Origin of the sequence: Mucilaginibacter arboris (genome assembly GCF_009754915.1) — a bacterium.
GTDB classification, from domain to species: Bacteria; Bacteroidota; Bacteroidia; order Sphingobacteriales; family Sphingobacteriaceae; genus Mucilaginibacter_A; species Mucilaginibacter_A arboris.
Window position 1 is genome coordinate 13,540 of the sequence record NZ_WPIK01000009.1, and the last position, 23,530, is coordinate 37,069.

Annotated in this window: 23 protein-coding genes and 1 tRNA gene; 16 read left to right on the top strand and 8 right to left on the bottom strand. The window is 38.0% G+C overall.

The features are described 5' to 3' along the window. Window positions 1-239: 239 nt before the first annotated feature. Together GO621_RS10945 and GO621_RS10950 are read right to left on the bottom strand one after the other, a co-directional pair. The gene (locus tag GO621_RS10945) at window positions 240-2,603 is read right to left on the bottom strand and encodes a GumC family protein (RefSeq protein WP_157566939.1); all 2,364 of its coding nucleotides are present in this window, start codon (window positions 2,601-2,603) and stop codon (window positions 240-242) included. Between the two features lie 5 nt (window positions 2,604-2,608). Then, the gene (locus GO621_RS10950; protein WP_157566941.1) at window positions 2,609-3,388 is read right to left on the bottom strand and encodes a polysaccharide biosynthesis/export family protein; all 780 of its coding nucleotides are present in this window, start codon (window positions 3,386-3,388) and stop codon (window positions 2,609-2,611) included. A gap of 398 nt (window positions 3,389-3,786) precedes the next feature. On the opposite strand from GO621_RS10950, the gene GO621_RS10955 reads away from it, so the two are divergent. Next, entirely contained in the window at window positions 3,787-4,818 is a 1,032-nt protein-coding gene (locus GO621_RS10955) for a PDDEXK nuclease domain-containing protein (RefSeq protein ID WP_198170218.1), read from the top strand. Window positions 4,819-4,945: 127 nt separating this feature from the next. Here the strand turns inward: GO621_RS10955 and GO621_RS10960 are convergent. After that, a tRNA-Ala gene (locus tag GO621_RS10960) sits at window positions 4,946-5,019 on the bottom strand. A 263-nt stretch (window positions 5,020-5,282) separates the two neighbouring features. Here GO621_RS10960 and GO621_RS10965 point away from each other — a divergent pair. The 3 genes from GO621_RS10965 to GO621_RS10975 all read left to right on the top strand — a co-directional run bounded on the left by GO621_RS10965 (window position 5,283) and on the right by GO621_RS10975 (window position 8,672). After that, window positions 5,283-5,459 (top strand): hypothetical protein, encoded by a 177-nt coding sequence (locus GO621_RS10965; RefSeq protein WP_157566943.1) that lies wholly within the window; start codon window positions 5,283-5,285, stop codon window positions 5,457-5,459. 70 nt (window positions 5,460-5,529) lie between these two features. Beyond that, entirely contained in the window at window positions 5,530-6,984 is a 1,455-nt protein-coding gene (locus GO621_RS10970) for a DNA/RNA non-specific endonuclease (protein ID WP_157566945.1), read from the top strand. A gap of 155 nt (window positions 6,985-7,139) precedes the next feature. After that, complete coding sequence (locus tag GO621_RS10975) at window positions 7,140-8,672, top strand: L,D-transpeptidase scaffold domain-containing protein (protein WP_157566947.1); 1,533 nt, start codon at window positions 7,140-7,142, stop codon at window positions 8,670-8,672. A 9-nt stretch (window positions 8,673-8,681) separates the two neighbouring features. On the opposite strand, the gene GO621_RS10980 is transcribed toward GO621_RS10975, so the two are convergent. Then, window positions 8,682-9,503, bottom strand: a complete 822-nt coding sequence (locus GO621_RS10980) for a murein L,D-transpeptidase catalytic domain family protein (protein ID WP_157566949.1) — start codon at window positions 9,501-9,503, stop codon at window positions 8,682-8,684. A 589-nt stretch (window positions 9,504-10,092) separates the two neighbouring features. Between GO621_RS10980 and GO621_RS10985 the strand changes: the two genes are divergently transcribed. From GO621_RS10985 to GO621_RS10995, 3 genes are all read left to right on the top strand, one after another. Beyond that, window positions 10,093-11,406 (top strand): gluconate:H+ symporter, encoded by a 1,314-nt coding sequence (locus GO621_RS10985; RefSeq protein WP_157566951.1) that lies wholly within the window; start codon window positions 10,093-10,095, stop codon window positions 11,404-11,406. A 63-nt stretch (window positions 11,407-11,469) separates the two neighbouring features. Continuing rightward, the gene (locus tag GO621_RS10990) at window positions 11,470-11,784 is read left to right on the top strand and encodes a ferritin family protein (RefSeq protein ID WP_157566953.1); all 315 of its coding nucleotides are present in this window, start codon (window positions 11,470-11,472) and stop codon (window positions 11,782-11,784) included. Between the two features lie 265 nt (window positions 11,785-12,049). Continuing rightward, on the top strand, window positions 12,050-12,586 hold the full coding sequence (locus GO621_RS10995) for an REP-associated tyrosine transposase (RefSeq protein ID WP_157566955.1): 537 nt from the start codon (window positions 12,050-12,052) through the stop codon (window positions 12,584-12,586). A gap of 323 nt (window positions 12,587-12,909) precedes the next feature. On the opposite strand, the gene GO621_RS11005 is transcribed toward GO621_RS10995, so the two are convergent. Then, complete coding sequence (locus tag GO621_RS11005; RefSeq protein ID WP_157566957.1) at window positions 12,910-13,053, bottom strand: hypothetical protein; 144 nt, start codon at window positions 13,051-13,053, stop codon at window positions 12,910-12,912. 143 nt (window positions 13,054-13,196) lie between these two features. On the opposite strand from GO621_RS11005, the gene GO621_RS11010 reads away from it, so the two are divergent. Further along, window positions 13,197-13,451, top strand: coding sequence for a DUF4160 domain-containing protein (locus GO621_RS11010; protein ID WP_157566959.1), 255 nt, complete (start codon window positions 13,197-13,199; stop codon window positions 13,449-13,451). Next, complete coding sequence (locus GO621_RS11015; RefSeq protein WP_157566961.1) at window positions 13,448-13,681, top strand: DUF2442 domain-containing protein; 234 nt, start codon at window positions 13,448-13,450, stop codon at window positions 13,679-13,681. The genes GO621_RS11010 and GO621_RS11015 overlap by 4 nt, the downstream gene beginning before the upstream one ends. Before the next feature lie 136 nt (window positions 13,682-13,817). Here the strand turns inward: GO621_RS11015 and GO621_RS11020 are convergent, their stop codons facing one another. After that, a complete protein-coding gene (locus GO621_RS11020; protein WP_157566963.1) occupies window positions 13,818-15,404 on the bottom strand; it encodes a peptide chain release factor 3 in 1,587 nt (528 codons plus the stop codon). 166 nt (window positions 15,405-15,570) lie between these two features. Between GO621_RS11020 and GO621_RS11025 the strand changes: the two genes are divergently transcribed. The 4 genes from GO621_RS11025 to GO621_RS11040 all read left to right on the top strand — a co-directional run bounded on the left by GO621_RS11025 (window position 15,571) and on the right by GO621_RS11040 (window position 17,918). Further along, complete coding sequence (locus GO621_RS11025) at window positions 15,571-15,744, top strand: hypothetical protein (protein ID WP_157566965.1); 174 nt, start codon at window positions 15,571-15,573, stop codon at window positions 15,742-15,744. Between the two features lie 69 nt (window positions 15,745-15,813). Then, the gene (locus tag GO621_RS11030; RefSeq protein WP_157566967.1) at window positions 15,814-16,209 is read left to right on the top strand and encodes a response regulator; all 396 of its coding nucleotides are present in this window, start codon (window positions 15,814-15,816) and stop codon (window positions 16,207-16,209) included. Window positions 16,210-16,237: 28 nt separating this feature from the next. Then, window positions 16,238-16,714 (top strand): DUF4126 family protein, encoded by a 477-nt coding sequence (locus GO621_RS11035; RefSeq protein ID WP_157566969.1) that lies wholly within the window; start codon window positions 16,238-16,240, stop codon window positions 16,712-16,714. A 103-nt stretch (window positions 16,715-16,817) separates the two neighbouring features. Then, the gene (locus GO621_RS11040) at window positions 16,818-17,918 is read left to right on the top strand and encodes an SPL family radical SAM protein (RefSeq protein WP_198170219.1); all 1,101 of its coding nucleotides are present in this window, start codon (window positions 16,818-16,820) and stop codon (window positions 17,916-17,918) included. On the opposite strand, the gene GO621_RS11045 is transcribed toward GO621_RS11040, so the two are convergent. Together GO621_RS11045 and GO621_RS11050 are read right to left on the bottom strand one after the other, a co-directional pair. Beyond that, window positions 17,878-19,155 carry an MFS transporter gene (locus tag GO621_RS11045; protein WP_157566971.1) on the bottom strand — a complete coding sequence of 426 codons (1,278 nt, stop codon included), beginning with the start codon at window positions 19,153-19,155 and terminating at the stop codon, window positions 17,878-17,880. The genes GO621_RS11040 and GO621_RS11045 overlap by 41 nt on opposite strands. A 64-nt stretch (window positions 19,156-19,219) precedes the next feature. After that, window positions 19,220-21,331 carry an OstA-like protein gene (locus GO621_RS11050; protein WP_157566973.1) on the bottom strand — a complete coding sequence of 704 codons (2,112 nt, stop codon included), beginning with the start codon at window positions 21,329-21,331 and terminating at the stop codon, window positions 19,220-19,222. Between the two features lie 98 nt (window positions 21,332-21,429). Here GO621_RS11050 and tilS point away from each other — a divergent pair, with 98 nt between their 5' ends. The 3 genes from tilS to GO621_RS11065 are packed head-to-tail and all read left to right on the top strand — an operon-like array spanning window position 21,430 to window position 23,513. Then, the gene (tilS, locus tag GO621_RS11055) at window positions 21,430-22,770 is read left to right on the top strand and encodes a tRNA lysidine(34) synthetase TilS (protein WP_157566975.1); all 1,341 of its coding nucleotides are present in this window, start codon (window positions 21,430-21,432) and stop codon (window positions 22,768-22,770) included. Further along, window positions 22,767-23,255: a hypothetical protein gene (locus GO621_RS11060; RefSeq protein ID WP_157566977.1), complete on the top strand. Its 489-nt coding sequence runs from the start codon at window positions 22,767-22,769 to the stop codon at window positions 23,253-23,255. The genes tilS and GO621_RS11060 overlap by 4 nt, the downstream gene beginning before the upstream one ends. Window positions 23,256-23,303: 48 nt before the next feature. After that, window positions 23,304-23,513, top strand: a complete 210-nt coding sequence (locus GO621_RS11065; RefSeq protein WP_157566979.1) for a hypothetical protein — start codon at window positions 23,304-23,306, stop codon at window positions 23,511-23,513. The last annotated feature ends 17 nt before the right edge of the window (window positions 23,514-23,530 follow it).

Consider the following 23,530-nt stretch of genomic DNA (forward strand, 5'->3'; position numbering starts at 1 on the left):
ATATATAAATGATCTTACTAAGCAACAGGAATTAAAATGAAACTAACTAAGTGATGTGAACTAAAGTAAAACGTTAATCATTTTATTTTTTTGAAGTTATTACTTATGTTAATTATTAAACTAAAATTTAAATAGGCTTTAGTTATGATTTGGTAGAAAAGCACCACTATTTATGGACTATTATATATTTCAATAACTTTATTTCTATTCTGTTTAAAGTTTAATGGTTGTGAATTTAATTAAAATCGATTAAAAAAGTTGCTGAACATAGAATTGTAAATTTTGCTTTTTTTACCCTGACTATAGTATTTATTATTAAACTTATAACCATAACCATACTTAATCCTTTCAATACCATTAAAAATCAGGTTCAAATTTGTCAGCTGTTTTTGATCGTTTAATTCCTTGATAAAGTTTAATTCCGATTTCTCCGTGAAACCCTGTCGAACCATATACAAAGTTTGATCTGTTAAACGGGAAAGAATCATGGCATCCGGAACCAAGTGTACAGGAGGACTATCTATAATAATATCATCATAAATATTCTGCAAACTTAGAATTAAGTCCTTCAGTTGTTTTCTTTCCAGTAGTTCAGAAGGATTATTGGTGTTTATCCCGCTACCTATCAAATCTAAATTTTGATCTAAACCAGAAGCTTGTATAATAGCTGATAAGTCTGCTTTCCCTAAAATATAATCTGTAATGCCGGGACGGTTTCCGAACAAGTTAAAGGTTTTAGTTAACTGAGGCTTGCGTAAATCCAGTTCCAGAACAATCGTTTTTCTGCCAGAATAAGCAAGTGCAAGTGCAAGATTGCTACTCACAAAACTTTTTCCCTCACTTGGGATACTTGAAGTTAATAAAGTAACCCTTCCGCTTTCTTTCTCGCCGTATAAGTAATGCATCTTGGTGCGTAAAGCTCTAAACTGCTCACTAATGGCAGTTGCGCCGCTGTTAATCACAATTGGGTTTTTTGAGGCTTCAAAAGGCAGTTCGGCTATCACAGGTACAGTAACCTGGTCTTTTATTTCCTGTAAAGAGGTAATTTTATTGCTCAGGCTATTTCTTGCATAAATTAAGCCTGCTGGTAAACCAAGCCCTAAAGCTAAAGCAGCAGCAAAGGCTAACGATTGATTTGATTTAGCCGGAGTGGAATAAGCATAGTCAACAATACGGTCATCAGCTATCGTAGAAGCATAACTTACCGCTACTTCTTCCCGTTTCTGCAGGAGATAAGTATATAAATTTTCTTTAATCTCCTGCTGCCTTTTCATGCTTACATATTCGCGTTCCTGGGTCGGGATACCTTTAATGGAAGACTCAAATTTGGCATTAAAGCCTTGCAGCTTTTGCCGGGAACTTAATAAAGATGCCCGGATGTTTCTAACACTTTCCCTGATCGCATTGCGGGTAGTTTGGATCTGGTTATTTATAGCTTCAAAATCCGGGTTGGTTTCCGGCGTCGTAGCCAGCAGTTTGTCGTGTTGCAATTGCAGCTCTGATAACTTGCCAATCATTACAGTTAATGCCGGATCGGTAATGCCTAAAGTAGCCGGGGCCCTGCCTGTATTTTTGGAAGAATTGATATAATTTTCAATCCCATCAATTACACTTAGTTGTACATTTACCTCATTCAAACGTGTATCATTGGCCTGCATATTTTCCAGGCTAATCTTCGAATCAGAGCTGATGTCTGTTAAGCCCCTGCTGCTTTTAAAGTCCTCTATTTCTTTTTCTGCCTGCGCTAATTCGCTGCTTAAAGAACTTAGCCTTTGGTCTATAAAATCTAATGTGCTTTTTGTTTCCCGGTTTTTTTCGGTTTTACCTGAAAGGTTATAATTATAGATTAAGCGGTTTAAAATATCTTTTCCCCTTTGCGGTACGGCATCATTAAGGGATAAAGCCAAAGTTGTTGCTAACTTATTGGATAAACTTACGTCAATTGCTTTCTGATACTGTAGAGCAGTATTATCAGGATCGGTAAGTGTTATGACAATTGTTTCGCCTTGGTATTGAGGAAGTGTTGCTGTTGGTTCCAGTTTCCAGGTACCGAAACTGTTGGTAAAATGGTCCTTAAAAGAAAGCTCCTTTAGTTTTCCGTTTGATAACTGGAGATAAAATGAATTTTTGTCTTTAATAACAATATTGAATTTCTTATTATTAAAATTACCATTTGATTCCAGTAAATTAAATATGATAGGGGTAGATTTATATAAATCTTGCTCCGCTAAAAAGCCTTCTTTTTTTTGATAGGAAACCCACAACTTTAAATCCTGCACCACTTGGCCGATAAGTTGTTTCGATTTTAAAACTTCGATTTCGTTTTCTATAATTTTTGCATTGTTTACCAGGTCCAGTTTCTCCAGCGCTAGCTGTTGGTCCGGTGTTTTCTTTTCGTCTTTAATCTGTAGTGACGCTTTAATTTCATAAACCGGTTTAGCTATTTTCAGGTAAAAGAATAACCCAGCCATTGCTATAATTAACCCCAGGATAAAAAGAGGCCAGTGATACAGATACCGGTTGAAGGCACTTTTGATATCAGTAGCCTGAGCTTTTTTTTCAGGAATGGTAAACGTCGTGAACTGAACAGGTTGTGTACTCATGATAATTACCGGTATAAGTTGGAAAGAACAATGGCAATAATAGAAAGCCCGGAAAGCACTAAGGTTGCAGTACGGTAACCACGGTCAACGGTTGCATACTTGGTGCGGTCTGGCTGCACATAAATTTCGTCGTTGTTCTTTAGATAGAAGTAAGGCGACTCAAACAGCTTCTTGGAAGTAAGGTCAATCGGGATAAAGTTCCTTTTGCCATCCTGTTCCCTGATCAGCGTTATATTGGTACGCATTGCGGTAATGTTTAAATCTCCCGCTAAGCTTAATGCTTGTGTAATGGTTGTCCGTTCGTTTGTTAGAGTATAAATGCCAGGTTTCTGGACATCACCAAAAACAGAAACTTTAAAATTGATGATCCGGATATTAACAACGGGGTCCTTAAAATAGGTAAGGAGCATTTGCTGGAGTTTTTCCCTTAACTCTGAAGTAGTAAGGCCTGCAGCTTTCAGATTGCCAACGAGAGGCAAATGAATATCGCCTTTTTGATCTACCAGATAACCAGTAATTGGGTTTTCCTGGGATATATCGTAATTGTTGCCATTTACACGGTTTAGGTTGTAATTGAATATGTTAGAAGACTCCGGGTTTCTGCTGCTCACATTAACCCCTAAAATATCTGCTGGTTGTATAGTTAGGGGAGAATAATTTTGTACCTCCTCTTTAGAAGCTGTTGTATGGTTTAGGTCCTGAAAGTAAGGGATGTTTTTATAAGACCCACAAGAACTAAGCAATATTATTAAAATTATATTAAAAAAAGTAAGTTTTTTATTCATAAAGTAAAGTGTTCTTTTTTAAGAAGATAGTGTATGATAAAGATATATAATTCTTTTAAAAAAAGAAATTATAACAAAAATTTGTGCAAATTTTTGTACTATAATTTTTATGGAAAGATTCTGAGAAAATAATAAAAATTTAATAAAAGGTATTTGGCTAATCGGAGACTAAAAAAAATCAGGCCTTTAAATTTGTCACTCAAAAGCCTGATCATTAAAGTGGAGAATATCGGAGTCGAACCGATGACCTCTTGCATGCCATGCCTAATCTGAACTATATAAACATTTTTTAAATTCTATTAAATATATTATTGTCATTATAAGCTACTTACATAACTTTTTTTAAGTTTGTCTATACAAGAAATGTTGGACTGACTTTTTTAGCCCGACAAATTAACGTGCTGGTTTATAATTTTAAACTGGGTTTAACCGCTTCAGATCAAAACAATTATTTCCTATTACTCGATAACATTGGCAATACTATTCAGCATGCAAGAATAGAAGCTATTAAAGCTATCAATACTCATTTAGTAAAGGCTAACTGGGAAATCGGCAGGCACATCGTAGAATATGAGCAGGACGGGAGTGAGCGGGCCGAATACGGAAGCGATTTACTGTCAATTCTTTCTAAAGATTTGAAGTTGAGATATGGCAAGGGATTTGGCAGGCGAAACGTTCTGGATATGCGTAGGTTTTATTTGAGCTATCAGAAATGGCAGGCAGTGCCTGCCAAATTGAGCTGGACACATATAGTTATTTTGCTTGGCGTTTCTGATGTTACCGCACGTAAGTTTTATGAAATTCAATCTGTAAAAGAAAATTGGGGGACACGTGAACTAGAAAGACAAGTGGATGCTGCGTTATTTGAGCGACTTGCATTAATAAGTAGAAATAAGGCCAGCATACTTGAGCTGGCTGAAAAAGGCCATGCAGTAACGAATCCAAAGGATATTACTAAAGATCCTTACATATTGGACTTTTTACAAATAACCCAGGCCTACAGAATAACTGAAAAACAACTTGAACAAAAGATCATCGAAAACTTGCAATTGTTCCTTTTAGAATTAGGTAAAGGATTTGCATTTATTGCCAGGCAGTATAAAATCTCATTGCGTAATAATCATTTTTATATTGATCTGGTATTTTACCATCGGATATTAAAATGCTTTGTACTTATCGATCTTAAAATAAGAAAAGTACAACATAATGATATTGGACAAATGAACCTTTACCTGAATTATTTTAAAAAAGAAGAAAATGTAGAAGGTGATAATGAACCTATAGGAATAATTCTATCAGCAGATAAAGATGAAATATTAGTGGAGTATGCGACAGGTGGAATTACCAATAATATTTTCGTTTCTAAATACCAGCTTTACCTACCGGATAAAGAAGAATTACAAAGAAAAGTAGCTGAATTGATGAAATAAAAAATGAACTTATATGATGCCAGTATCTACAAAATTTGTTCTGCGGGCGTAAAAACATATTGAGCTAATATTAAACTAAAAAAAATCAGGCCTTCAAGTTCATCACCCAAAAGCCTGATCATTAAAGTGGAGAATATCGGAGTCGAACCGATGACCTCTTGCATGCCATGCAAGCGCTCTAGCCAGCTGAGCTAATCCCCCGTTTGGGTTGCAAACTTAATAAAAAGTTTATCGTTCGCAAATTTTAATAGGGTAAAAGAAGCATCAGCAGAATTCAATTTCAGGTACAGCACAAACTTTTATCCGGAGTATTACTGTTGAAAATTCTCCCCTAAAAAATCAATGCCATACTTCTTTTAAGGAAGGTTTTCTACATCATTCTACTAAATAACTGGTTTTGCCGCAAGAAAATTTATAGGACCGGATTTTGTAAAAGGGTATAAATCCAATTATAAATCTCGAGTATGAGCACAGCTATTAACAACAATCCAATTAATGAGGATACAGCAGTCCCTGTTCATCCTTACATCGTACCTGAAGTTAAATATTGCACCAATTGTAAAATTGAGCTGACGGTTAGTAACGATGTCCGCCATACCAGTTTCGGTTTATGCTTGTGTGAAGATTGCCTTTATATGTAGCAATTTCTGATAAATTTTCTGCTGTTGATAAAATTTTTAGCAGTAATTTTAGCCGAAATTTTACCAGCAGATGTACCCAGTTATTGCTAAATACTATTGCCTTGCGTTTATTTTTATAACTTTTGCCCTGTTAAGTTCCTGCGGAGGCAACAGTAGCAATACTTCCAGTCTGCCTGTAAACTCAACTTCGGTAAGTTATGGAGGGAATTATCATACTGTACAAACTATTAACGAAGATTTTGAGCAGGGGCATAAAGCTGCTTATGCAAACGGTACCGTTAATTTAAAAACCGGTAAATGGTTTTTTGCAGATGCACTGATTGCCAACAGCGAAGCAGATTTCAAAACAGGCAGTCAGGCTGTCCGTATAAAAAACAACGGTAAAATCAGTATGCTTTTTGAGGTGGAAGGCGCTGCTTCGGTAACCCTAAAACATGCTGCTTACGGAAACGACGGCGCTTCTTCCTGGGCTTTGTTTGTTGTAGTAAACGGAGATAAAACCTATAAGCAAACCGGTGCCACGATAACCAGCAGCAGACATACCTTAAAAACCGTTACTTTTAACATTCATAAAACGGGAAGGCTCCGGTTCGAGATCAGAAAGCTTACGGGCGGTAAAAACCGGATCAATCTGGATGATTTTACCATTACCGGTACGCAGGATATTAAAAGCGAGGCAGGCACGTCGGTTAGCACCGGCGATACCATTGTTTACACCAAGCCAACAGGTACAGATTCTGTTGCTGCTAACGATAATAATAATTTGTTATGCGGTAACCCGAGCGGTGCAACGGCTGATTTAAGCAATTATAACAACTACCTTATCAACCAAAAATATTATACGGAAAGTTACAGCCGCGACAGGTGCGGGCCGAACTGGGTTTGCTGGCATTTGGATGCCGCAGATCTGGGCAGCACCAACCGTTTAAATAATTTTCGGCCAGATACCAAATTGCCTGCCGATTGGTACGAGGCGCAGGATTACAGCTATAAAAATTCTGGTTTTGATAAAGGCCACAATTGCCCTTCGGGCGACCGGACAAATACAACTGATGCCAATTCGGCCACTTTCCTGATGGATAACATTGTACCGCAGGCGCCGTACAATAACCAGCGCACCTGGGAGCACCTGGAGGATTATTGCCGGACGCAGGTGCAACAAGGCAAGGAGGTTTACGTGATGATGGGCAGTTATGGTACGGGCGGAACGGGTTCTAAAGGTTATGCTACAACAATTGATGAAGGCAGGATTAATGTACCTGCCCGGATCTGGAAAGTTGCAGTAATTATTCCAAACGGAAACAATGATTTAAAAAGGATTAATCGAAATACTACCGTTATTGCGGTTGATACACCGAATGATAACGGCATAGGCCCAAACTGGATGCAGTATGTTTGTACCATAAGGGATATCGAAAAAAACACCGGTTATAACCTGCTTTCCAGTTTGCCAAAGCCAGTTCAGGATGCGATAGAAGTTATCCGTTTTACCGGAACACCAAAACGAAATACGTATTATCCTTAATGCTTCTTTTATCAGCATAATTTTTATCCGGTAAAAGAAGCATCGACATAAAATTATCGACCTAAAATATAATTACTACAGAAGCAAAGCCAACAGCAGTTAAAACATATAATTCTAAACAATGTATTTACTACACTTAAACTTAAACAAAAAGTATGAATAAAATTAGCCGTTATACCCAATTTGTCTTGTTTTCTTTATTGGTTTTGCTGGTGATAAACGGATGCAAGAAAAAGCCGCATTCCGAAATGGCAAAAATTATTGGTAATAAGTATAAAAATAATAAGGTTTATAAACAACTCGTTCCCGACGAGTTTTCACCGGTTTTTCAGCAGATGCTGATCGAGAAAAAATCATTGATGACCAATCCTCAGCTTATTTCTGCTTTTTATCAGCAGAATGATTATGAGCCGGTTTTTGTACTGCAGCATCTGCCCAAAGATGAACTTGAGGTAGTAGAAAATTATTATCAGCATGCAGCAGAACATGGTTTGGACCCTAAAATGTTTCAGGCAGCACAAATCGATTCGCTATTAAAAAAAATAGCCGATAAAAACAGCATCAAAACAAAAGAAGAAGCCTACAAAACATTGGCAGAACTGGAAATAGTAACAGCTAATTCTTTAATTAATTACAGCAATGCGTTGCAGTTTGGTGTCATCAGCCCAAAGAAAATTTATGCGCGTTACTTTACCGAAACCAAAAGGCCGGATAGTTTAAGCATGAACCATGTTTTTGAAGTAAAAGATTTAAAGGCTTTTTTGGATAGCATTCAGCCTAAAAATCCGCAGTATATAGCTTTGCAAAAAGCATTGGCGATGGGCGAAACCGCACCGGGAATGACTAAGATTGAAACAGAACGCATTTTAAAAGTGAACCTGGAACGTTTACGCTGGAAGAACAAACCGAAAGAAGACCGTTATGTGCTGGTAAACATTGCCAATTTTGGTTTAAATGTGATAGACCACGACTCATCAATTTTAAGCATGAAAGTTTGTGTGGGCGAAGGAAGGAACAAATCTTATACAAATAAACTCGAAGAATACAGCGAAGATGATAAAGTACGCGATGTTCCTTTCAGTCGCGAAACGCCTCAATTAAATAGTGAAATTTACAGTGTTCAGGTGAATCCGGTTTGGAATATTCCGGAAAGTATTGCCTCAAACGAGATTATAAAAGATGCTGCCGCCGATCCTTATTATTTATCGAACAAAAATATTGATGTGTACGAGAATGGCAAAAAGGTAGAAAATCCCGAAACGATCAACTGGGCTTCTGTTTCTAAAAATAATATGCCTTACAGTTTCAAACAGCAATCCGGCGAGGGAAATGCCCTGGGGAAAATCAAATTTTTATTCCCCAATAAAAGCAGTGTTTACCTGCACGATACGCCTGCACAAGCAGCTTTTAAACAATCTATGCGGGCAGTAAGCCACGGTTGTGTTAGGCTGGAAAAACCACTCGAATTAGCTCACGTTTTATTTGGCGACGGGAAAAAATACGAGCAAATAGAAAACGATATGCAGGAAACTGACCCAACGGCCACTAATATTTCTTTACCTAAAAAAGTTCCTGTTTACATTACTTATGTTACGTGTTGGGCAGAAAACGGAAAGTTAGTTTACCGGCCGGATGTTTACGGTTTGGATATTGTACTTTATACGCATATCCAAAAAATGTTGTCGTAAAAGAAGTATTTACAGCATGGCCTGTAACGGGCCATGCGTATTGTTTGCCCCCGGAAATAAGTAGTTGGCTACAAAGCTCTGGTCTAAATATTTAGAATGATATTTACTGTCGGAGCCATTAATAAATAACACTGTTTTATTTTGAATGGTGTTGATAATGGTAGAAGCAAGTTCAGGCGCAACAGCAGGGCAGCCAAAACTTCTGCCTAAACGGCCCATCGAATTAATGGTTTGCTGACTAACATAATCAGCAGCATGTACTACAATATCACGCTGGCGGGCATTAGAGTTAAAATTGGCATCCATTCCATCCAAACGAAGTGAACGGCCGTGTTTGCCAGTATAAATTTCGCCGGTTAAGTAAAAGCCTAAACTGCTTTGGTGTGAACTGTCAATGTTAGAAAATTGATTGGCCATATCATCACCACTACCTTGTCCGTGTGCAACCCAGGTATTCATCAGCAAAGTTGCATCCTGCAGGTTGATGATCCACATCCGCTTGGTATGGCTTGGCTTATTAAAATCTACAATGGTAATAATGGATTTATCATCATTTAAGTTGCCTGCTTTTTTAAGGTTATAATACCCGGTAACGGCCTTTGCAAAAACACTGGCATCTAAACCGGAAGCATACAGGTTGGCAGTTTGATAAATATTGGTTAAGTAAGCAGAATATAAAACTTCTGAAGGAGAGAATGCCTTTTTACCGCGGGCATTTACAGAAGTGTTTTTGGTTTTAAAATTTAAGAATGATTTAGGGCTTGAACCCAATATAGTAACAGAAAGGGCAACAGAAAGTAAAATTGATTTTTTAAAAAAATTTTGATTCATGTATTTTCTTGTTTTAGGCGTTGGATTACTATACGTAAATATAAGGTACTTGGTTTATATAATTAAATTAATGTAGTTTAAATGCTGCACTAATTGTACTTTTTTACAGTAAAATGTATTTTATATTATACGCTGATACTTTATTTTTATTGTTTAAAAGCTTAAAATAATTTTATTACTTTAAGCTTTATTGCAGCAATAGTTTTGTACTTGGTCCCAATAAATTTTCTGATGTAAAAGTCTTTTGTTCCTGCAATTTTTTAAAAACCTACCGTTATTTTTACTGTTATAAGTTTACCAATGTTTATTAACCGTTTACCTTAAAATCTTTAAATTATGGCTACTAAAGAAAAATCAAAATCTGAGGATGCAAAAACATTAAAGGATCCTAAAGCATCTAAAGACGAAAAAAGCAAGGCAGGCAAAGATTTAGCAAGCAGCAAAAAGAAAAAATAGCTTTGCAATTGGTTTTACCTGAAAAACCCCTGATAAAGGGGTTTTTTTATGGACCTGTTTTTCAAAAAAATCACAAACCAATTTTTACTGCCTAAAAGAAGCATCTTAAATGTATGTTTATAAAAATTTACGCATGACTTTTTTTATCATCAGCCTCCTCATTTTAGCGCTCATTGTGCTGATCGGCTGGCTCAAAATCCATCCTTTCCTTGCATTTCTGCTGGTTTCGGTACTTGCGGCTTTGTTGCTGGGCATCCCGTTAAATAAAGTAGCGGCTTCGATAGAAAAAGGAATTGGCGACATGCTTGGCTCTATCGCCATCATCATTACGCTTGGGGCAATGTTGGGCAAGCTGGTTGCAGACAGTGGCGCAGCACAAAAAATAGCAGCCGTAATGATGCAGGTTTTCGGTACCAGATACATTCGTTTAGCTTTGATGTTAACCGGATTAATTATCGGCATGCCTTTGTTTTACGGCGTTGGTTTTGTGCTGATGGTCCCGCTGATCTTTTCTATCGCTTATAAATACAAACTGCCTGCGGTTTATCTGGGTTTGCCCATGCTGGCATCGTTATCCGTAACACATGGTTTTTTACCGCCGCATCCATCGCCAACGGCAATGGTTTTTCAGTTTCATGCAGATATGGGCATTACTTTATTGTATGGAATTGTGATTGCCATTCCGGCAGTCGTTATTTCAGGTTTGTTTTTTTCGGGATTTTTAAAGAAAATATCTTCGCAACCCTTACAAGCTTTTGTAGCCGTAGAACTGCCGGAAAACCAGTTGCCCGGAACGGCAAACAGCTTTTTAACGGCACTTTTACCCGTTATTTTACTGATGGCTTTAACCTTGCTTCCGCTTGCCTTTCAGCTTGGCCCTGCTGTTAAAAACCTGTTTTCTTTTCTGGCTGCACCATCTATTGTACTGCTGATCGCTTTGATATTTGCTACTTTTTCGCTTGGTGTTTTCCAGAAAAAAAATATAGGAAAACTGATGGACATTTACGGTGATGCCATTAAAGACATTGCTTCTATTTTGCTTATTATCGGCGGTTCCGGAGCATTAAAACAAGTGCTTACCGATAGCGGCGCCAGCAACGATATTGCCGCCTTGCTACAAGGCTTTAACCTGCAACCTTTGCTTTTAGGCTGGCTGATTGCGGCCATTATCCGGGTTTGTATTGGTTCTGCAACGGTTGCCGGTTTAACCGCTGCCGGCATTATTATGCCGCTGATGGTTGCTACACATACCAACCCTAACCTCATGGTTTTATCCATTGGTGCGGGCAGCCTGATGTTTTCGCACGTGAATGATTCTGGTTTTTGGTTGTATAAAGAATACTTCAACCTTAGCATTAAAAATACGTTATTGTCGTGGTCAATTATGGAAACGCTGGTTGCTTTTATTGGCTTAGCCGGCGTATTGATCCTGAACATTTTTGTATAGATGCTTCTTTTACCGGTATAAAATGTTCAACTTACGCTTCAATAATTTAAATTAAAACTATTTATGGGATTCGATCAATATCACGAGCCAGCGCACGAGCTACCGGAAAAAACAAGGACTTTTGCCCGGATGATTGCTTCTTTAACCGAAGAAGCCGAAGCGATCAACTGGTACGAACAACGCATTGCAGTAGAAAAAGACGAGCAGGCAAAAGCCATCATGAAAAATGCGCAAAAAGAAGAATTTAAGCATTTTGGAATGGATTTGGAATTTCTGTTGAGGCAAAAACCAATTTGGCGGGAAACGATTCAGGCAATATTATTTAAAGATGGAGATATTGTTGAATTGGGAGAAAAAGGCGAAGAAGCGACGGATTAAAAAGAGTTGCCGGTTCTGGGTTGCCTGTTGCCTGTTTAAAAAAGAAAAACCAACTAAACGCAGAAAGTATTAAACTGGTCGGGATTTGCAATCCCGATCTTTGAGCTGGGGATTTCTAATCACTATTGTACGAAAGAGCTTAAGGAGCTTTGTACATTTTTGTTGGATCATGCTTCTGGTCGGGATTTGCAATTTAAACTGGTCGGGATTTGTAATCCCGATCTTTGAGCCACGGATTTGTAATCCAATTTTATAAATTTTAAACATGGGTTTTAAATACAAAGTCAGCAACAACGGAATTTATTTTATGACAGTTACCGTTATTGACTGGATTGATGTTTTTACCCGTAAAGAACTGGCAGAAATTGTAATAGAAAGTTTAAAATACTGCCAGAAAGAAAAAGGCCTGGTGTTATACGCTTGGTGTTTAATGCCCAGCCATTTGCATTTAATTGCTTCTGCAGAGGAAAATACAAAGCTTTCTGATATCCTGCGCGACTTTAAAAAGTTTACTTCTAAAAGTATTGTTGCTGTAATCAAAGAAATTAATGAAAGCCGGAAAGAATGGTTATTGGATAAATTTGAATTTGCCGGAAGGACCAATTTTAAAAACAAGGAATATAAATTCTGGCAGGATGGCTTTCACCCGATAGAATTAGACACCAATGCGATGATGGGACAAAAGCTGGATTATTTGCATTATAATCCGGTGGCGGCTGGTATTGTTTACGAACCAGAACATTACGTTTATAGTTCGGCTATTAATTATGCCGGGCAACAGGGGTTGATTATGTTTTGTTGATGGAATAGTAGGATTAGAAATCCTTAGCTCAAGGATCGGGATTGCAAATCCCGACCAGCAGGGACAAAAGCTGGATTATTTGCATTATAATCCGGTGGCGGCCGGTATTGTTTACGAACCAGAACATTACGTTTATAGTTCGGCTATTAATTATGCCGGGCAACAGGGGTTGATTGATGTTTTGTTGATGGAATAGTAGGATTAGAAATCCTTAGCTCTGAGGACGGGATTGCAAATCCCGACCAGCAGGGGTTTGTAAATACGTCCTTCCAGTAACGGATTTCTAATTCTATTTATAAAACAACTCATACTTCTTTTACCACCTAATTTTTAGTAAACTCAGAAGTAGTATGAAACTCAATTTCCGGGAAATCACGTTTAGCTAAATTAATCATGTAATCATTATCAGCTAAAAAAACAGTATTGCCGTCTTTATCGGTGCTGATCTGGTATTGTTTGCGATACACTTCTCTTCCATTTTCTTTTTATCGGTAGAGGAGGTTACCAATTGGAACCAAAAAATCCGAATTTGTAACTAAGGGTATTAGAAAGAATAAATCTAATAGAGCTTATGTACAGATTAGAACGATAATTATTACTTTTGAGTTGTATGCCAACAGTTTTATTTATTTGGGGATGGAGGCTTTATTTTTACGCAAATGAAAACAAGGAGCCAATTTATATCCATGCTGAGAAAGGCGATATGGATTGCAAATATTGGATTTTAGTTGATGAAATGGATATAAAAGAAGAGTTTAGTTATAACATGTCGCCAAAAGATAAACGAGAAATAAGGAAGATCATATTTCAAAACTTTGATACGATAGCAGATTCCTGGAATAATTTTTTTAAAAAGACAACATGATAGCTACACATAAAATAGAGGCCATTCATTTCAATAAAGATTTTATTATGCTAACTATTGATGGTAATGAACTTACCATACCTTTAGATAAGTTATCTGCTAAACTTCAAGCTGCAACTGATGTAGAAAGGGCAATGTACAGAATTTCTCCTTCGGGTTATGGCATACATTGGCCTTTAATAGACGAAGATCTTTCTATTAATGGTATTCTTAGGGATTTTGCAAAATAGCTTCTTTGCCGTCGCTACCAACAAACAACCCATACTTCTTTTAGCACCTAATTCTACTGGTCGGGATTTGTAATCCCGTCCTTCTAGCTACGGATTTTCAATCCTGTTATAATCAACCTAATACTTCTTTTACCACCTAATTCTTAGTAAACTCCGAAGTTGTATGAAATTCAATTTCAGGAAAATCACGTTTTGCCAGATTGATCATATAATCGTTATCAGCTAAAAAAACAGTATTCCCATCTTTATCGGTACTGATTTGGTGTTGCTTGCGGTACATAATTTCCTCCATTTTCTTTTTGTCTTTAGAAGTTAACCAACTGGAACGACGAAAAGTTAACGGACGGAAATGGCATTTTGCACCATATTCGTGCTCCAAACGGAAGCTGATCACTTCAAACTGCAGCTCGCCAACTGTTCCCACAATTTTGCGGTTTCCAGGCTGCTGGATAAAAAGCTGCGCCACGCCTTCTTCCGTTAATTGCTGGATTCCTTTTTCCAATTGTTTGGTTTTCATTGGGTCAGCATTTTCTACTTCCTTAAAAATCTCCGGAGAAAAGCTTGGAATACCTTTAAATTGCAGTATTTCACCTTCCGTTAAAGTATCGCCAATTTTAAAGTTACCGCTGTCGTACAAACCAACTACATCGCCTGGCCATGCTTCTTCTACCAGGCTTTTTTCGTTGGCCATAAAATCCATTGGGTTGCTAAACTTTAATTTCTTGCCCAAACGCGTGTGGTAATAAAACTTGTTCCGTTCAAACTTCCCGGAACAAATCCTTAAAAAAGCAATCCGGTCGCGATGGTTTGGGTCGAGGTTAGCATGAATTTTAAAAACAAATCCGGTAAAAGGTTTTTCCGTTGCTAAAACTTCGCGTTCTATCGCTTCGCGGCTTTTCGGACTTGGAGCAATGTTGATGAAAGTATCCAGCAATTCGCGGATTCCAAAATTATTTACGGCGCTTCCAAAAAATACAGGAGCCAATAATCCGTCTAAGTATAATTCTTCGTCTAACTTACCGTAAACACCGTGAATCAATTCCAGATCATCTTTTAATCCGCTTATTTCTTTGGGTTGAAGAAACTCTGTTAACGTTTCATCATCCAGATTTTCTGCCTGAATAATCGGTTTTGTTACTTTAGATTTATCCGGCTGAAACAGGTTAAGTTGTTTATCAAAAATATTATAAACGCCTTTAAAAGTATAACCCTGACCAATCGGCCAGGAAAGTGGGCACAAGCTTAAACTCAGTTTTTTCTCAATCTCGTCCAGCAAATCAAAAGGATCTTTCCCTTCACGGTCCATTTTATTGATGAAAATAATCACCGGCGTATTTCGCATCCGGCAAACCGCCATCAGTTTTTCGGTTTGCTCTTCCACACCTTTTACGCTGTCCACAACTAAAATCACACTATCCACAGCAGAAAGCGTACGGTAAGTATCTTCTGCAAAATCCTTGTGGCCGGGTGTATCTAAAATATTGATGCGCTTGTCTTTATATTCAAATCCCATTACAGACGTGGCCACAGAAATACCGCGCTGCTTTTCAATCTCCATAAAATCAGAAGTATTGCTTTGGCTGGCTTTGTTCCGTTTAATGGTCCCGGCGGTATTGATGGCTCCGCCAAACAGCAAAAATTTTTCGGTTAAAGTAGTTTTACCGGCATCGGGGTGGCTAATAATGGCGAAGGTTTTTCTTTTTTCAATTTCAGGATAATCCATATCTCATTGCTGCTGCACAAAATTCGGCAGGTCAGTTTTTGTGTTTTAAAGTTTTTTTGAAAGAAGCAGCAGGAAAACAGGGTGTTATGCAAATGCTTCATATAAAGTGCAAAGATAAATAATTGTTCGGGGATTGAAAACGGCTAAATACAATGAAGATTTTTAGGTGATAAAAGAAGCATTCTGGTTATTTGAAAATGAAAAAACAGCAATAATGCCTAAACTTTTTTTTAAAAATACTGTTCACCAAACAAAATCTGAGTTTAGAATAATGCATAAAAACGGTGATCGGTATCGCGGTGCAATATTTGCTGATACAAAACTTAAAATACAAAGCTAACAACCAACAGTCGTTTAAATAGAAAGCCAATTGCAGTAAGGCTTTTTTATTTATGCTGATTTAATAACGATGAACACTACTATGGCTAAAAAAGTGCTGATTTTTGATGATGATGAAGATATACTTGCTATTTGTACCTATATATTAGAAGAACAAGGATGGGAAGTGAGTACCTTTTCTAACTGCAATAATATTATAGAAAAAGTAGAAAGTATTATGCCGGATGTAATATTGATGGACAACTGGATACCAGATTCGGGCGGCATTATTGCAACGCAAACCATTAAACAACAGGAACATTTAAAGAACATACCAGTGGTTTATTTTTCGGCAAATAATGATATCAAAACTTTAGCACAACAGGCTGGCGCAGATTCTTTTCTGGCTAAACCTTTTGATTTGGAAGAGCTGGAAAACATTGTAAGCCAGGTAACTGTTTCTTTAAATAAGCCTGATAAGGCATAATTTCAACAAAACCTCAATCATCATATTTATGGAACCAAAACCATTAAACCGTTTCTGGCCAACAACCGGACTTGCTATTGTATCCGGTATGCGGTCATTAGCTTCAATATCTGCGCTTAGCGGTTATCTTTCTAAAGCCCCTTCGCCTTTATTAACCGGGTTTCCTTTTGGTTTTTTGCAAAAAAGATACGTTGCTATCGGGTTAAAAGCTTTAACACTTGCAGAAATGGCCGGCGATAAACTGCCCGATGCGCCGGACCGGATTGTGAAGGCAGGTTTAATTGGGCGAGGGCTTAGCGGTGCATTAGCCGGTGCAGCATTGTACAAGTCGAGAAACGGAAGTGCCCTTGCCGGAGCTATACTTGGAGGAACGGTTGCCGTTGCCGCTACTTACGGCGCTTATTATTTGCGTAAAAAACTGGTAAAATCTTCAAACGTTAACGACCCAACTATTGGTGGACTGGAAGATATTGTGGCCTTGCAAACCGCTTCTTTAATCCTGTAAAAAGGATTTTTTATAGTGATTTAAGCAGTTTTTGGATGTGTTAAACAAGCGTCATATTGTCCCGCTGCTACTTTAGATAGTTCCTTTCTGCGTATTTTTATATATGCAGTTAACAGCAGATTTTGAGCAGGTAAAAGAAGCATTCCTTCCGGAAGAAGAATACAAACCCTACAAATTATGGATGCCCAAACGGGTAGTTATTACGCCTGATGCTTTAAAAGAGCCGTACGGACAGGAGTTGTATGAACGCATTACTAATCAGGGTTTAGCTGTAGAAATTTTAAAAAATAACCGCATTACAGGTTTGCGCGGTACAACCGAACGCGAAACTTATAAAATTGCCAAAAATACTTTGGCTATTGTAAACGCACCGCCGAGTTCATTTAATTTACGCCCGATACCGCCTTCTGCTGATTGGCAATTCCATCTGGCTGAAGGTTGCCCTGCACATTGTCAGTATTGCTATCTGGCTGGTAGTTTATCCGGTCCGCCTGCTATCCGTGTTTTTGCAAATTTGCCTGCTATTCTTGATAGTTTGTATCGATTTGAACGTTTAAATCAACCTACCACTTTTGAAGCCAGTTGTTATACTGATCCACTAAGTTTAGAACATTTAACCGGCGGACTGGAAAAAACGATTAAGTTTTTTGGGGAAAGAGAAAATAGCTATTTACGTTTTGTTACCAAGTTTGATGCGATACAACCTTTGTTGAATATTCCGCATAATGGCCATTCCCGTTTCCGGATCAGTTTAAATGCAGAACCTGTTGCCAGACGTTTGGAAGGCGGTACAGCTTCTGTCTCTGCACGGATTAAAGCTTTAAGAAAATTAGCTTTGCCAAGAGAGCAGGGCGGTGGAAATTATCCTATTGGAATTGTATTAGCACCAATTATGCCTATTCCGAATTGGGAAGAACATTATAATGCGTTATTTGAGCAGTTGGAGCAACATTTAGATTTTCCTTGTGATTTAACTTTCGAGCTGATCAGCCATCGTTTTACACCAGGTTCTAAAGATGTTTTGCTGGAATGGTATCCAAATACAAGTTTGGAAATGGACGAAGCAACACGATCAACAAAAACCAATAAATTTGGCGGAAGAAAATTTGTCTATACAAAAGAAGTAATGAAACAGCTTAAAACCTTTTTTGAGCAGCAAATTGTTAGGCGTTTTCCGAAGGCTTCAATTTTGTACTGGACCTGAGAATTTTTTCACGAAGGCCATGCAGGTTTTCTGTCCCTGCTTTTTTAAAATAAGGGATAAAACAAATTACAGCAATAACACCGGCAACACCTTCGGCACAAACAATCAGCGAAGCACCAAAATAATGAGCTAAAAAACCGATCAGTAAACTACCAATTGGCGACATACCTTGAAAAGCCATTACATAATAACTGATAACGCGGCCGCGCATGTTTTCATCTACATGCGTTTGAATGTAAGTGTTGGAAGCAGCAATTTGTGATAGCATACCAAACTCGGCAGCCATGATAAAGCATAAAGCCAGCGGGAAAAATCCGGTTAAAGCAAATAAAATCAGGCTGAGGGAAAATTGCGCACTACAGTAAGCAATTATTTTTAACAGGCTTTTACCCGGTTTTAAAGTTGCCATATAAACAGCGCCGCCTAAAGCGCCCAAACCGGATATAGAATTTAACCAGCTAAAAGTAGTAACGTTGCCATGAAAGATATCGGTAGCAAAAACTGGCAGCAAAGTAGAATAAGGCATGACAAAAAAGCTGGTACAAGCCATCAGCAGGATAACCGAACGGATGCCTGCATTTTTCTGTAAATAACCGTACCCATCCCGCAAGCCTTCCCAAATATCCTGCTTGTTGGGTTTTCTTTGTTCCGGTTGTATTTTCATTAGCAAAAGCGAAGCAATTACGGCCACAAAACTGATGAAGTTGGCAGCAAAACAAACACCTTCGCCAAAATTGCTCAAAATAATGCCTGCTGCAACCGGGCCTAATAAACGGGCAAGCGTAACCATCGATGAATTTAGCGCAATAGCATTTGGCAAATCTTTTTTATCATCTACTAAATTTATCATTAAAGATTGCCTTGCAGGCGTATCAAAAGCGTTGATGATCCCCAAAACAACACTCAGGATAATAATAATTGTTACATCGTAATGTCCGGTAAGCACAACAGCAGCAAGGAGGCCGGCCTGCAGCATAGAAGAAATTTGGGTAAACAGCAAAACTTTGTAACGGCTATGCCTGTCGGTCAAGGCGCCGCCATAAGGAGATAACAGCATGATGGGAATTTGTCCGGCAAAAACAACCAGGCCCAGCATAAATTCAGAATGGGTAAGTTTGAAAACCAGCCAGCTTACTGCCATCCGCTGCATCCAGGTACCAATTAGGGAAATAGCCTGGCCGGAAAAGTATAACCTGAAATTAGGATATTTTAAGGCACGGACAGCAGTTAAATTCATATCAATAGAAATAATTTAGCGATGCTTCTTTTACCGCATAAAAATCTGCCTTAAAAGAAGCATTTTATTTTATAGGTAAACTTCCTTTTGCCAAGTCTGGTTTTACCTTTAGTGCCGGTGTTGTTTTTGATTTAGGCGGAGGTGCTGCCTTTTTCGGTTTACCGGCAAGCCCCGGAATAATGGATTCTTTAGAAACAGGCCTGTCTTTGGGTTTCCAGATAAACCCTTTTAAAATTTTCTGATCGTCTTTTAAACCTTCTGCCGGATAAAGCTGTGCATCTACTTTGCTTAAAAAAGCGATAAGGCTGGGTTTGTTTTCCTTTAACTGGATGCGGATGCGGCTGCTAAGGGAATGGTTTAATTTGGTGGCCTTGTTATTTTCGTAATCAAAATAGATGCTTTCTGCATTGCCATCCACAAAAAGCGTACTCAACCTGTTATTATTAAAAATGCCACGGATTTTTTTACCGGAAATCTGGTTAAAATTAGTAGAATCGCCTTGCGTATTAACCACAAAAGAATGCCTGATCAAATCCATATTGTCCAGCTTTTTGTTTTTAAGCTGAAGATAAATGGTATCGCCGGTTAACTGCGAACCTTCCGTCCAGATAATTGGCTTGACATATAAACGGACAAGCGAATCACTATTGCTGAAAGTGATCGAATCAGCAACAGCCTGTAAATCAGATTTGAATATTTTAGCGTGATGCCAGGAATTGATAACCCGGACACGGGAAGTATCGCTCAAAACAACCTTTCTGGTAGCATAAACGGGATCTTTTTCCATGCTTTTCCGGATAGAATCCTGCCTTGCTTTCCTGATGGCCATCGTATCTACCACCCGTTTTTTTTCTGGTTTAGGCAAAATCATCTTACCAAAAAACTCACGGTGTAAGTAAGTGGTATCTGTTAAATTCCGTAAATCAACTTGTATGGCTTCTAAATCGTTTTTGCCTTTAATTTTTGGTTTAGGTTTTGGCCTGGCTTTAACAGATGTATCACGTAAACCTGCTAAAAACATCTGTTCACGCTTTATTTTTTCAGCTTTATAAGTTGAAACATAGCTTTCTAAAGTATCCGCAGTTAAATAAATAGAATCCCTTTTAATAATGACGGTATCTTTTAGCAAAGGTGGGCGAGTTTTTTCCGTAGCAGCAAGTTTTGGTGATTGTTTGGGAGGCAATGCTGTTTTTACCGCACTTTTTTCTGCGGAAGCAGCAGTAGTGGTTTTGGCTGATGCTTTTTTTACCGCATACTTTTCAGGATGGTTAACAGAATCCCGGTTAACAGAATCGCGCTGTTCTGTAACAAAAATTACATAAGCGTTTTTGGTAACAACCGTTCGTTCTTGTTTTTGATAATAATTCGCTAAATCGCCAAATAACTTTATTTTTTGCTGAGTATCATTGAAAACAATATGATTGTTGGCGCGGCCAAAACCAGCTATATCATCAAAAAATAAAGTGTCGCCTACCATCGTTTTTGAACCTTGCTGGTAACGGTTATTTTTTGTGCCTAAAGCTTGCCGGTTGTTGGTATTGTAAGTTCCCCATTCCGTGTACAGCGTATCCGTTTTTTGATAGATGTGTGTCGGCCCATAGAAATAAGCTATTTTAGAATTGGAGTTATAGCGCATTGTATCCGATTTTACCAGCGCATCTTTTCCGGTTAAAACAACATCATAACGAAAGTAAGAATCTCTCGAAAAACCAAAATAATAGCCATTACGGCTCACCAAAGTATTTTCATTTTGGCTGAGCGTGCCGCCATCGGTATAAGTTCCGTAACGGGTTAAAGTATTGTAATTTAAATGATTAGTGCTTAAAGTAGCGTCTTTGTCAACCAAACGAACGTTATTGGTCAGGATGGCAATATGCGTATTGCCATTATAATTTAATAAATCAGAATAGATATTTAAAGTATCTGCCTGATGGATAACCACATGGCCAAAAGCATCAAAAGCGTTTCGTTGCTGGTAAAAATAGGCGCTGTCTGATTGTAAGGTTGCGTTTTCATGCTGAAAAGTCCCTCTGTAAACTTTTACCACATCTACGCCGTTAACTTTGGCAAACAAAGTTTTTTCAGACGAAACCAGTATAACTTTAGTTGGTTTTTTCTGCGCCGAAACAGAAATTGTAAGCAGGAGTAAACAAAACGAAATCAATAATTTATGCACGTTGCAAAATTAACTTTTTGAATGGTTTATTAAATCATTTCAATTTCATCTGTAAATTTTACAAAACAGTAAATTGAAATTTTATGTACGTTTGAAAAATGCTGCCCGTTTTACCATTTCAGGAATTTATTGCCCGGCATGCTCTTTTTACCAAACAAAAAAAAGTGCTTGCTGCGGTTAGCGGCGGCAAAGATTCTGTTTTACTGGCGCACCTGCTTAAAAGTTCGGGATTTGATTTTGCCATTGCCCATTGTAATTTCCAATTGCGCGGCGCAGAAGCTAAACGTGACCAGGATTTCACCTCAAATTTAGCTGATCAGCTCCAAGTTCCGTTTTTTTTAACAGAATTTAACACGAATGCTTACGCCGCTAAAAACCATATTTCCACACAAATGGCAGCAAGAGAATTACGTTATAATTGGTTTGAAAAGATTTGTGCCGAAGAAAATTTTGATGTAATCGCTTTAGCGCATCACCAAAATGATTCGGTTGAAACAATTTTATTGAACCTGACGAGAGGGACCGGAATTGCAGGAATGCACGGAATCCTGTCAAAAAATGGAAAATTAGTTCGGCCAATGCTGTTTTTATCGAGAGAAAATATAGATGAAATTTGTGCCGAAGAAAAGCTTGATTTTGTGGAAGACAGTTCCAACGCTTCTGTAAAGTATGCCCGAAATAAAATCAGGCTGGAAGTGGTGCCAAAGCTGAAAGAACTCAACCCAAACCTCGAAAAAACTTTTGAACAGAATTTGGAGCATTTCCGGCAATTAGAACAATTGCTGGAAAACCAGTTGCAGCATTTGCGTGATACTGTTTTTATCAGGCAAAAATTGGAGTTAAGAATTAGGATTTCTGATTTGAAAAACCTGAATCCGCAGAAATTATTGCTTTTTGGTTTGCTACGCGAATTTAATTTCAGCGAACAAATTGTAAATGATTTGCTGCTTTCGTTAGAAAAACATTCCGGAAAAATCTTTGAATCGCCTTCGCATCAATTGGTTTTGGATAGAACAGAAATCATTATTCAACCTAAAAAAACACCGATAAAAGAAGTATTGCTGATTGCAGAAAATCAAAACGAAGTAAATTTTCAAGGTTTTAAACTAAAGCTTTTGCATGATGAAACAGCCTTAATTGTAAAAAATAATCCGATGGCGACTTCTGTAGCTGCCGAAAAACTGATCTTTCCGCTAACCCTGCGCAACTGGCAAGCCGGAGATTATTTTTTTCCGCTGGGGATGCAAAACAAGCAGAAATTGAGCGATTTTTTTATACATCAAAAAGTGCCGCTGCATCAAAAATCCGTGATCCCGGTACTTGTAAATGGCAACCAGGAAATTATCTGGATAGCTGGTTACCGTTTAGACGACCGTTACAAAGTGCAAAAAGGCACCAAAAAAGTTATTATCTTCGAATTGTCCAACCAAATAATATGAGTACCAAACCAGCTTTTACCGAAAAGCAATACCTCGGCCGCGAGTTTATCCCGATTACTATCCGTCTGGCTTTATCTATCGTTTGTTTTGCCGTTTATTTTTTTACCGTTGAGCGGGAGCGCAAAGGCGACTTGCTGCTAATTGTTGGTTTTGGGATCCTGGGGATTTCTATCCTGATGGGCTTTATACTGCATTTCCGGATCAGGGTAATGAACAAAAGCGTGCTGATAGACGGTTTATGGACCACACAACTGGTTAAAATCGACTTAAACAGTATCACCCAGGTAGAACAAAAACCTTACAGCCGGTATTTTTTAAATAATCCGGTTTATAATCTCCATAAAAAAGGGACTATCCGCTTTTACACCACAGGCAATTGCGCCATTCACTTAACAGACCGTGATGGTTTGGTTTACATTATTGGTTCGCTTCATCCTGATGAACTGGAGCGGGCAATTTTGCAGGAGATGGGGAAGCGGGAATGATCAGTTTAGCAGATGTAAATTAGTATCTTTATAATTATAAATGAATTTATGGATATTGAATTAAAATATAAAATCGTAGAAAAGATTGTTCAAAGCAACGATGATATTTTACTTAATGAGATAAAAGCATTAGTAGGCTTATCAGAAGAAGATTTTTGGCATGATCTGCCAATAGAAGTAAAACAAGCTATTGATTTGGCAAAATCTCAACTTGATGCCAATGTACCGGTAAAAAAACAAAGAGCATCGAGATTTTGAGGCGATAAAAGAAGCAT